The sequence below is a fragment of the Geobacter sp. AOG1 genome, from assembly GCF_019972315.1.
GTDB lineage: Bacteria > Desulfobacterota > Desulfuromonadia > Geobacterales > Geobacteraceae > Geomobilimonas.
The window spans coordinates 3461048-3472395 of sequence record NZ_BLIZ01000001.1 but is presented as its reverse complement, the minus strand read 5'-3'; the positions used below and the strand labels follow the sequence as shown (position 1 = coordinate 3472395).

General features: G+C 53.5%; 10 protein-coding genes. All 10 read left to right on the top strand.

Annotation, left to right across the window (positions count from 1 at the left end):
* The first annotated feature begins 83 nt into the window (after window positions 1-83).
* The 10 genes from rpoC to rplB all read left to right on the top strand — a co-directional run bounded on the left by rpoC (window position 84) and on the right by rplB (window position 11330).
* Complete coding sequence (rpoC, locus tag LDN04_RS15875; RefSeq protein WP_223912873.1) at window positions 84-4232, top strand: DNA-directed RNA polymerase subunit beta'; 4149 nt, start codon at window positions 84-86, stop codon at window positions 4230-4232.
* Between the two features lie 133 nt (window positions 4233-4365).
* Entirely contained in the window at window positions 4366-4737 is a 372-nt protein-coding gene (gene rpsL, locus LDN04_RS15870; RefSeq protein ID WP_214176766.1) for a 30S ribosomal protein S12, read from the top strand.
* A 23-nt stretch (window positions 4738-4760) separates the two neighbouring features.
* Complete coding sequence (gene rpsG, locus LDN04_RS15865; RefSeq protein ID WP_223912871.1) at window positions 4761-5231, top strand: 30S ribosomal protein S7; 471 nt, start codon at window positions 4761-4763, stop codon at window positions 5229-5231.
* 33 nt (window positions 5232-5264) lie between these two features.
* Window positions 5265-7340 carry an elongation factor G gene (gene fusA, locus LDN04_RS15860; protein ID WP_223912868.1) on the top strand — a complete coding sequence of 692 codons (2076 nt, stop codon included), beginning with the start codon at window positions 5265-5267 and terminating at the stop codon, window positions 7338-7340.
* A 27-nt stretch (window positions 7341-7367) separates the two neighbouring features.
* Entirely contained in the window at window positions 7368-8558 is a 1191-nt protein-coding gene (tuf, locus tag LDN04_RS15855; protein WP_223912866.1) for an elongation factor Tu, read from the top strand.
* A 22-nt stretch (window positions 8559-8580) separates the two neighbouring features.
* On the top strand, window positions 8581-8889 hold the full coding sequence (rpsJ, locus tag LDN04_RS15850) for a 30S ribosomal protein S10 (RefSeq protein WP_223912862.1): 309 nt from the start codon (window positions 8581-8583) through the stop codon (window positions 8887-8889).
* Between the two features lie 29 nt (window positions 8890-8918).
* A complete protein-coding gene (gene rplC / locus LDN04_RS15845; protein WP_223912856.1) occupies window positions 8919-9554 on the top strand; it encodes a 50S ribosomal protein L3 in 636 nt (211 codons plus the stop codon).
* A gap of 23 nt (window positions 9555-9577) precedes the next feature.
* Window positions 9578-10201, top strand: a complete 624-nt coding sequence (gene rplD / locus LDN04_RS15840; protein WP_223912853.1) for a 50S ribosomal protein L4 — start codon at window positions 9578-9580, stop codon at window positions 10199-10201.
* Complete coding sequence (locus tag LDN04_RS15835) at window positions 10198-10482, top strand: 50S ribosomal protein L23 (RefSeq protein ID WP_223912850.1); 285 nt, start codon at window positions 10198-10200, stop codon at window positions 10480-10482. Before rplD ends, LDN04_RS15835 begins: the two co-directional genes overlap by 4 nt.
* Before the next feature lie 23 nt (window positions 10483-10505).
* On the top strand, window positions 10506-11330 hold the full coding sequence (rplB, locus tag LDN04_RS15830; RefSeq protein WP_223912848.1) for a 50S ribosomal protein L2: 825 nt from the start codon (window positions 10506-10508) through the stop codon (window positions 11328-11330).
* Window positions 11331-11348 lie beyond the last annotated feature (18 nt).

Here is an 11348-nt window from a genome sequence, read left to right as displayed (position 1 = left end):
AAGGCGCACTGCGACGACCACCGACAATAGCTGTTACTCACTTTAACCCAGACAACACTCCTACACAGAAGGAGGATTATATTTTGGAAGACATTTTCAGCTTTTTCGATAAACCGAAGGACCCTCTACACTTTTCATCCATCAGGATATCCGTCTCGTCGCCGGACAAAATCCGCGAGCGTTCTTTCGGCGAGGTGAAAAAACCGGAAACCATCAACTATCGTACCTTTAAGCCGGAACGGGACGGTCTGTTCTGTGCCAAGATATTCGGGCCCACCAAGGACTACGAATGCAACTGCGGCAAGTACAAGCGGATGAAGCACCGCGGGATCGTCTGCGAAAAGTGTGGTGTCGAGGTTATCCCCTCCAAGGTACGTCGTGAACGACTCGGTCACATCGATCTGGCCACGCCGGTTGCTCACATCTGGTTCCTTAAGTCCCTCCCGTCCCGGATCGGCAACCTTCTCGATATCACGCTCAAGGACCTGGAGAAGGTCCTCTACTTCGAGGCATACGTGGTCATCGACCCGCGGAATACCGGTCTGGTCGCTGGAGAGATTCTTTCCGAGGACCAGTACCAGAAGTCCATGGACGAACACGGCGGTCAGTTCGAGGCGGGCATGGGGGCTGCGGCAATCCGCGAATTTCTGAAAGCCCTAGACCTGGACGGTCTTGCCGAAACGCTCCGCGTCGAGATGCTCGAAGCGACCAGCGAAGCAAAGCGGAAAAAGACCGCCAAGCGGCTCAAGGTCGTGGAGGCGTTCAAGGCTTCCGGTAACAAGCCGGAGTGGATGATTCTCGAGTGCATTCCCGTCCTGCCGCCGGAGCTCCGCCCCCTCGTTCCTTTGGATGGCGGTCGCTTTGCCACCTCTGACCTGAACGATCTCTACCGTCGGGTCATCAACCGGAACAATCGCCTGAAACGACTCATGGAACTGCAGGCGCCGGAGGTTATCATCCGTAACGAGAAGCGCATGCTTCAGGAAGCGGTCGACGCCCTGTTCGACAACGGCCGCCGTGGCCGGGCCATTGCCGGTCCCAACAAGCGTCCGCTCAAGTCTCTCTCCGACATGCTCAAGGGGAAATCGGGTCGTTTCCGGCAGAACCTCCTCGGCAAGCGTGTTGACTACTCCGGTCGTTCCGTTATCGTCGTCGGTCCGGAACTGCGGCTCCATCAGTGTGGCCTGCCGAAGAAAATGGCGCTCGAACTCTTCAAGCCGTTCATCTACAACAAGCTGGAGGAGAAGGGGTTTGTCACCACCATCAAGAGTGCCAAGAAGATGGTGGAAAAAGAGCGTCCCGAAGTATGGGACGTACTCGAAGAGGTGATCAAGGAGCATCCGGTCATGCTCAACCGGGCGCCGACCCTGCATCGTCTTGGTATCCAGGCATTCGAGCCGGTTCTTATCGAAGGTAAGGCGATTCAGCTCCATCCTCTCGTCTGTACGGCGTTTAACGCCGACTTCGACGGTGACCAGATGGCGGTTCATCTCCCCCTCTCCATCGAGAGTCAGGTGGAGACCCGGGTTCTCATGATGAGTACCAACAACATCCTGTCTCCTGCCCACGGCAAGCCGATCATCGTGCCGTCCCAGGATATGGTCCTCGGCATCTACTACATGACTCGTGAGAAGTTTTTTGCCCAAGGTGAGGGGAAAATACTGGCCTCTCCTGAAGAAGTGCGGATCGCATTTGACGCAGGGGAGATTGACCTGCAGGCCCGCATCAAGGTAAGGATGAAGAATCTCCCCACCGACGAGAAGCCGCAGATCGTGGAGACGACCACCGGCAGGGTGCTCCTCCGCGAGATACTTTCCGAGGCAGTGCCTTTCAGCGCCATCAACAAGGTTATGACCAAGAAGGAACTTTCCAACCTGGTGGATACCTGCTACAGGCTCGCCGGCAACAAGGAAACGGTCATTCTGGCTGACAAGCTGAAGGAGATCGGCTTCCGCTACTCGACCCTCGCCGGCATTTCCATCTGCATCAACGACATGGTCATTCCGGAGGGGAAACCGGTTATCATCGACCGGGCAACGGAGGAGGTCAAGGAGATACAGAATCAGTACACCGAAGGTCTCATAACTGACGGCGAACGCTACAACAAGGTCATCGATATATGGGCGAAATCAACGGAAGAGATTGCTAAGGAGATGCTCGACAACCTCTCCCGCGATACCGTCGTGTCCCCGGATGGCAATGAGGTGAAAGTCCCCTCCTTCAACGCCATTCATATGATGGCCGATTCGGGTGCGAGGGGTTCCGCCCAGCAGATCCGCCAGTTGGCCGGTATGCGTGGACTCATGGCCAAACCTTCCGGCGAGATCATCGAAACTCCGATTACCGCCAACTTCCGCGAGGGTCTTACCGTTCTCCAGTACTTCATCTCGACCCACGGTGCCCGCAAGGGTCTTGCCGATACCGCGCTCAAGACTGCAAACTCCGGATACCTTACCCGTCGTCTGGTTGATGTGGCCCAGGATGCCATCATCACTGAACCCGACTGCGGAACCCTTGATGGTCTAGTGGTAACGGCCCTCACTGAGGGTGGGGAGATCATCGAGCATATCGGCGACCGAATCCTCGGCCGCGTTGCTCTCGACGATATCCTTGATCCGGTTACCGGCGATGTGCTGGTGGATGCCAACGAAATGATTGACGAGACGCTGGTGCAGAAGATCGAGGATTCTGGCCTCGAAAAAATCAAGATACGCTCCGTTCTCACCTGCCAGAGCAAGCGCGGTATATGCGCCAAGTGCTACGGCCGCGACCTGGCCCGTGGGCATCTGGTCAACATGGGTGAGGCGGTCGGTGTCATTGCTGCCCAGTCCATCGGCGAACCGGGAACACAGCTGACCATGCGGACCTTCCACATCGGTGGTACCGCATCGCGGCGGGCCGAACAGACTTCGCTGGAAGCCCGGAACGAGGGCCGGATCAAATTCATCAACATCAACAGTGTTACCAATATTGACGGCCACCACGTCGTCATGAACAGGAACGGTGAAGTTGCCGTTGTCGATGAAACTGGACGGGAACGTGAGCGCTATGCCATCGTGTATGGTGCCATGATCAAGGCGAAGCCCGATATGCCGATCAAGCCGGGTGACGTCATTGCCGAGTGGGACCCCTATACCATGCCTATTCTCACCGAGGTTGCCGGTAAGATCAAGTTTGGCGACATCCTCGAAGGGGTCACCATGGAGGAGCAACTCGATGAGGTCACCGGCCTTTCCCGTAAGGTCATCATCGAGTCCCGCGATCAGGACAAGCGTCCGCGCATCACCCTCAAGGACGAGTCAGGGAAGACGGTCAAAATTGCCGAAAGCGCCATGGGGCGTTACTTCCTGCCGGTGGGAGCAAATATTTCCGTTCAGGAAGATTCATTCGTGAATGCGGGTGATGTTATTGCGAAGATCCCCCGCGAAACTACCAAGACCAAGGACATTACCGGCGGTCTCCCCCGGGTCGCAGAATTGTTCGAGGCACGTAAGCCGAAAGATTATGCGGTCATTACCGAGATTGACGGCGTCATTACTTTTGGTAAGGATGCCAAAGGCAAGCGTAAGGTCATTGTCACCCCCGAGGTGGGGGAGCCGAAAGAGTACCTGATCCCCAAAGGAAAGCACATCAGTGTGCACGAGGGAGATCATGTCAGGGCTGGGGAGGCGCTTATGGATGGTTCAAGCAATCCCCATGATATCCTGCGGGTTCTCGGCCAGAAAGAACTGGCGAAGTACCTGGTGGACGAGGTGCAAGAGGTTTACCGCCTTCAGGGGGTAAAGATCAACGACAAGCACATCGAAACCATCGTTCGGCAGATGCTGCGGCGGGTCCGGATCAAGGAAGTGGGAGATACCTCGCTCCTTATCGACGACCAGCTGGAACGGACGATATTCGAGGAAGAGAATGAGCGGGTGCTCGCCAAGGGCGGTAAACCGGCCATTGCCGAGCCGCTGCTCCTCGGTATCACCAAGGCATCGCTCTCGACTGAGTCGTTCATCTCTGCAGCCTCGTTCCAGGAGACCACAAAGGTCTTGACACAGGCGGCCATTGAAGGTAAGGTTGACAGCCTTCGCGGCCTCAAGGAAAACGTCATCATGGGGCGCCTCATTCCGGCCGGTACGGGACTATCCCGCTATCGCAATCTTAAGCTTGTAGCCGAAGCACCCGAGTACCAGGTCCCGGAGCTAGAGCCGGAAGTAACAGAGGATGAGGGTGCTGCAGTTTAATATTTTACAGGGGAGGGACACCTCCCCTGTAAAAAAATCAAAAAAAGCTTGACAAGCGTGTCGTACCTTGATACTTTTGTCGCTTCCGCAGGGAGAATGCCCCTGCGCACAAGCATGTGGGAGAATGTGTATTATGCCAACTATTAATCAGTTGATCCGTATCGGCAGGGAGAGCAAGAAGGATAAGTCGACTGCTCCTGCCTTGAAAAGCTGTCCGCAAAAGCGTGGTGTCTGTACTAGGGTGTATACCACTACTCCGAAAAAGCCGAACTCCGCGCTCCGCAAGGTGGCGAGGGTGCGTCTTACCAACGGGATCGAGGTTACCTCGTATATCCCGGGTGTTGGTCATAACCTCCAGGAGCACTCTGTTGTGCTGATTCGTGGAGGCAGGGTCAAAGACTTGCCGGGTGTCCGGTATCATATTGTTCGCGGGACTCTCGATTCGGTCGGGGTTAAAGACCGTAAGAAAAGTCGTTCCAAGTATGGCGCCAAGCGGCCCAAGTAAACAGTTTACACTGAGAGGTTGTTATGCCGAGGAGAAGAGAAGTAGCAAAGCGGGTGATTCTGCCGGACCCCAAGTATAATGATCGGGTTGTGGCGAAGTTGATTAATATATTGATGCTTGATGGCAAGAAGAGTACCGCAGAGCGTGCGCTCTACAGTGCTCTTGAATTGGTGTCTCAGCGAGCCGGGGATGAGGCTGTCAAGGTGTTGAAGAAGTCGCTTGACAACATCAAGCCGATGCTCGAAGTTAAATCCCGCCGGGTTGGTGGTTCCACCTACCAGGTACCGATCGAGGTCCGTGCTGAACGTCGAACTTCTTTGGCCATGCGGTGGCTGATAAAATACGCCAACGACAGGTCGGAAAAAACCATGACGGACAAACTTGCGGGTGAAATACTTGATGCCTTCAATAACCGTGGTGCCGCTGTGAAGAAACGCGAAGATGTTCATCGGATGGCAGAAGCCAACCGTGCATTCGCTCACTACCGCTGGTAGTTTATATAGCAGATATAGCTGAAGGAGATTTTTGTGGCTCGTCAAGTATCGTTGGAAAAAACACGTAACATTGGAATCATGGCGCATATTGACGCCGGTAAGACTACGACTACCGAGCGGATTCTCTATTACACCGGTGTTTCCCATAAGATTGGTGAAGTGCATGAAGGCACCGCAACCATGGATTGGATGGAGCAGGAGCAGGAGCGCGGTATTACCATTACCTCAGCTGCTACCACATGTCACTGGAACGAGCATCGCATCAATATTATAGATACACCTGGCCATGTTGATTTTACTATAGAGGTGGAGCGCTCTCTCCGTGTTCTCGATGGCGCAGTTGCTGTTTTTTGTTCGGTGGGCGGTGTGGAACCCCAATCTGAAACAGTTTGGCGTCAGGCGGACAAGTACAAGGTTCCCCGTATAGCTTTTATTAATAAAATGGATCGTGTTGGTGCTGATTTTTTCCGCGGCGTCTCCATGATAAAGGATCGCCTTAGGGCCAATCCTGTGCCGATTCAATTGCCGGTTGGTTCTGAAGATACGTTCAAGGGTATTGTCGATCTCGTGGAGATGAAGGCAATTATTTGGGATGAGGAGGCTTTGGGGGCTAAGTACCACGAGGAGCCTATCCCGGCCGACATGCAGGAAGTGGCCGCCGAGTATCGTGAAAAGCTGATTGAAGAGATTTCTTCGCACGACGAAGCACTTATGGAGAAATATCTGGGCGGCGAGGAGTTGACAACAGCTGAGATTAAGGCTGCAATTCGTAAGTCAACCATTGATATTGCCATCTGTCCGGTTATTTGCGGTTCCTCTTTCAAAAATAAAGGTGTGCAGCCGCTTCTGGACTCGGTTATCGAGTATCTCCCTGCGCCGGTGGATATCCCTGCTATCAAGGGACTCGACGAAAAAGGTAACGAGATCGAGCGCAAGGCGTCCGACAGCGAGCCTTTCTCTGCCCTGGCTTTCAAGATCATGACTGACCCGTTTGTCGGGCAACTCTGTTTTTTCCGCGTATACTCAGGCATCCTCAATTCAGGTTCATATGTCTTCAACTCCACCAAGGACAAGAAGGAGCGTATCGGCCGTCTGCTTAAGATGCATGCCAATAAGCGCGAAGAAATCAAAGAGGTCTACGCTGGGGACATCGCTGCAGCTGTAGGTCTGAAGTATACGACTACAGGTGATACCCTTTGTCCCGAAGATAATGCGGTTATTCTTGAGTCCATTGAGTTCCCCGAGCCGGTTATCTCCATAGCCATAGAGCCGAAAACCAAGGCTGACCAGGAAAGGCTGGGGACAAGCCTTGCTAAGCTAGCCAGTGAAGACCCCTCTTTCCGTGTCAAGACGGACGAAGAGACTGGTCAGACTATTATTTCCGGCATGGGTGAACTTCACCTTGAGATCATTGTCGATCGTCTGATGCGTGAGTTCAAGGTTGAGGCGAATGTTGGCAAACCGCAGGTTGCATACCGCGAGACTGTCACCAAGAAAGTCAAAGTGGAAGGCAAGTTTGTCCGGCAATCCGGTGGTCGTGGTCAGTACGGTCACGTCTGGCTTGAGCTTGAACCGCAGGAGCCGGGCAAAGGCTATGAGTTTGTTGATGGTATCAAGGGTGGCGTAGTCCCCCGCGAATATATACCTGCAGTCGATAAGGGAATTCAGGAGGCCATGGACACCGGTGTATTAGCCGGCTACCCGGTAGTTGATTTCAAGGTGACCTTGATTGACGGTTCCTATCACGAAGTTGACTCGTCGGAGATGGCGTTCAAGATCGCAGGGTCCATGGGATTCAAGGAAGGTTGTCAGAAAGCGGGAGCAGTTATCCTCGAACCTATCATGTCGGTGGAAGTCGTTGTCCCCGAAGAATACATGGGCGATGTAATAGGTGACCTCAATTCCCGGCGCGGCAGAATCATGGGGATGGAGGGGCGTGCAGGAGCCCAGGTGGTGAGTGCAATGGTTCCGCTTGCTCAGATGTTCGGCTATGCGACGGATGTGCGCTCCGCAACACAGGGGCGTGCCACATACACTATGACGTTTGATCACTATGAGCATGTACCGAAATCGGTATCCGAAGAGATAATTGCAAAGGTAAAAGGTTAAACATTTCCGCGAAGGAGGGAATCGGACATGGCGAAGGCGAAATTTGAAAGAACAAAACCGCACGTAAACATAGGGACGATAGGTCACGTAGACCACGGGAAGACGACACTGACGGCAGCGATCACGAAGGTACTTGCGGGGAAGGGTCAGGCCGAGTTCAAGGCATTCGACCAGATCGACAACGCCCCGGAAGAGCGTGAGCGCGGCATCACCATCGCCACCGCCCATGTTGAATACGAGACCGACAAGCGTCACTATGCGCACGTGGACTGCCCGGGCCATGCCGACTACGTCAAGAACATGATCACCGGAGCGGCGCAGATGGACGGCGCCATTCTGGTTGTGTCCGCCGCTGACGGCCCCATGCCCCAGACCCGGGAGCACATCCTGCTTGCCCGTCAGGTGGGCGTTCCCTACATCGTCGTGTTCCTCAACAAGGCCGACATGGTTGACGACGCCGAACTCCTGGAACTGGTTGAGCTGGAGATCCGCGAGCTGCTCTCCTCCTACGACTTCCCTGGTGACGATATCCCCATCATCAAAGGTTCCGCCCTCCAGGCCCTCAACGGTGAGAAGGGTGAGCTGGCCGAGCCAGCCATCATGGCACTCATGGATGCAGTCGACGCCTATATCCCCGAGCCGGAGCGCGCCATCGACAAGCCGTTCCTGATGCCGGTAGAAGACGTCTTCTCCATCTCCGGTCGTGGTACCGTTGCCACCGGTCGTGTCGAGCGCGGCATTGTCAAGGTAGGCGAAGAGATCGAGATCGTCGGTATCAAGGCAACCGCCAAGACCACCGTTACTGGCGTCGAGATGTTCCGGAAGCTTCTGGACGAAGGTCGTGCCGGCGACAACATCGGTGCCCTGCTGCGTGGTGTCAAGCGTGAAGACATCGAGCGTGGCCAGGTACTTGCCAAGCCGGGGAGCATTACTCCGCACACCAAGTTCAAGGCCGAAGCGTACATTCTGACCAAAGAAGAGGGTGGCCGTCACACGCCGTTCTTTAACGGGTATCGTCCGCAGTTCTACTTCCGGACGACCGACGTGACCGGGATCGTAGACCTTGCTGCGGGGACCGAAATGGTCATGCCCGGTGACAACGTAGCGGTGACAGTCAACCTGATCACCCCGATCGCCATGGACGAAGGACTGCGGTTCGCGATCCGCGAAGGTGGCCGTACGGTCGGCGCCGGCGTGGTCAGCTCCATCATTGAATAAATTGCACACATAAGAGGAAGCGATGCCAAGTCAGAAAATTAGAATTCGTCTCAAAGCTTATGATCATAAACTGCTCGATCTTTCAGTCGGGGAGATTGTTGATACCGCGAAACGGACTGGTGCGCTGGTTGCAGGTCCGATTCCGCTGCCGACCGTAATCAATAAGTACTGCGTGCTTCGTGGCCCCCATGTGGACAAGAAGTCGCGTGAACAGTTCGAGATCAGGACCCATAAACGACTGATCGACATTCTTGAACCGACACAACAGACTGTTGATGCGCTTATGAAACTCGACCTCTCTGCCGGTGTAGACGTCGAGATCAAGCTGTAATTGAGAATACAAGGATAGGATCGTCAACCATGATTAAGGGATTGATTGGTAAAAAACTAGGGATGACCCAGATATTCGCCGACGATGGACGTCGTATCCCGGTGACTGTCGTAGAGGCCGGTCCATGTGTTGTTATTCAAAAGAAAACCATCGAGAAGGATGGTTATAATGCCATACAGGTCGGTTTCGGTGAGCGAGAAGCGGCTAAGGCGACTCGCGCTGTAGTCGGACATTGTAAGGCTGCAGACAAAGGTGTCTTCACACACTTGCGAGAGCTTCGTCTTGAAGATGTGGACCAGTTCAACGTTGGGGATGAAATCAGAGCAGAACTTTTTGCTGCTGGCGATCTGATCGACGTGACAGGGTCAAGCATCGGTAAAGGGTACCAAGGGGTCATGAAGCGCTGGGGCTTCAAAGGCGGTCGCTCTACTCATGGTTCCCGTTTCCATCGTGCGCCAGGGTCTATAGGTTGTTCAGCAACTCCGTCGCGGGTTTTCAAGAACAAGAAAATGCCTGGCCAGATGGGGAGTGAAAGGGTTACGGTGCAGAGGCTGCAAGTTGCGCGCGTGGATTCTGCTGATAATCTGCTGCTGATCAAAGGGGCAATTCCTGGTGCTGCCAATGGCATAGTCGTTATAAGAGACAGTGTCAAGGCTAAGAAATAACGAGCTGATTCTGGAGATAGATCATGGCAACAATTGATGTTTATGATGTCAAAAAAAATAAAGTGGGTGAGATGGATCTGAATGACGTCGTTTTTAATGGTGACGTCAAGGAGTACCTCATTCACGAAGCACTCAAGATTCAATTGGCAAATCGTCGTGCCGGAACAGTTGCTGTCAAGAACCGTTCTGCGGTTTCTGGCGGCGGCAAGAAACCGTTCCGTCAAAAAGGTACCGGCCAGGCCCGTCAGGGGTGCATCAGGGCGCCACATTATCCTGGTGGCGGAGTTGCTTTTGGACCGCAGCCCAAGACTTATAGCCTTTCCATGAATAAGAAAGCACGCAAAGCGGCTCTTCGCTCTGCATTGTCACTCATGTTCAAGGAGAACAAGTTGACCGTTCTGGACGCATTGAACATTGAAAAGGTGTCGACGAAAGGTTTCGTCGGAGTCCTGAACGATTTTGCACTTCAGAAGACACTTGTTGTCATCGACGGTGTCAATCGCAACCTTGAACTTTCGGCTCGGAATATAAAAGACGTTAAAGTACTCAAATCCGATGGCCTCAACATTTTTGATATCATGAAATACCAGAGCATCATCTTTACTCAGGATGCGGTGCGGAAGGTTGAAGGAGCGCTACAGTCATGAATATGTATGACGTTATCAAGAAGCCGCTGGTCACTGAAAAAAGCACGATTGAAAAGGACGCGCACAACATCATTGCTTTGGAAGTCGACCGGAATGCCAATAAGATCGAAATCAAGCAGGCTGTCGAGAAGCTCTTCAAGGTTGAAGTTGACAACGTCAACACCGTCAACGTGGCCGGCAAGATGAAGCGGGTCGGTAAACATACTGGCAAACGTTCGAATTGGAAAAAAGCATACGTTACCCTTAAAGAGGGAAGTAACGTTGACTTTTTCGAAGTCTAGATCAACTCTGTGGGGTTTAAATAATGGCTATCAAGAGTTACAAACCGACATCCGCTGGCCGTAGGCACCAGACCTGTTCCACCTTTGAAGAAATTACCTGCACGAAACCGGAAAGGTCCTTGCTTGAAAACAAGAAAAAGACCGGTGGCCGGAACTCGTTTGGACGTATTACTTCTCGCCATATTGGTGGGGGTCATAAGCAGAAATACCGGATTATCGATTTCCGTCGCGATAAGCACAACATAGCCGCCCGGGTTGCATCAGTTGAGTATGACCCGAATCGGAGCGCCCGTATTGCACTGCTTGTTTATGTTGATGGCGAGAAACGCTACATTCTTGCGCCGCTCGACCTCAAGGTTGGCGATACGGTGATTGCAAGTCCCGAAGCTGACATCAAGCCGGGTAATGCGCTGCCGCTCAAAGCAATCCCTCTCGGCACGATCATTCACAACATTGAGTTGAAGATTGGCAAAGGCGCGCAGCTGGCCCGCAGTGCGGGTACTTTCGCTCAGCTCATGGCCAAAGAAGGCAAGTACGCTCAGGTCAAGCTTCCTTCTGGAGAGGTGCGAATGGTTCTCCAGGAATGCATGGCGACCATTGGCCAGGTAGGTAACTTGGATCACGAAAATGTTTCCATCGGTAAAGCCGGCCGTTCCCGCTGGCTTGGCAAACGTCCCAAGGTTCGTGGTGTTGCGATGAACCCGGTCGATCATCCCCATGGCGGTGGCGAAGGCCGAACATCTGGCGGTCGCCATCCTGTGACTCCTTGGGGTATTCCGACCAAGGGCTACAAAACCAGGACCAATAAAACTTCGTCCCGCTTCATAGTTAAGAAGCGTACTAAATAACACTCCCTACAGAGGACT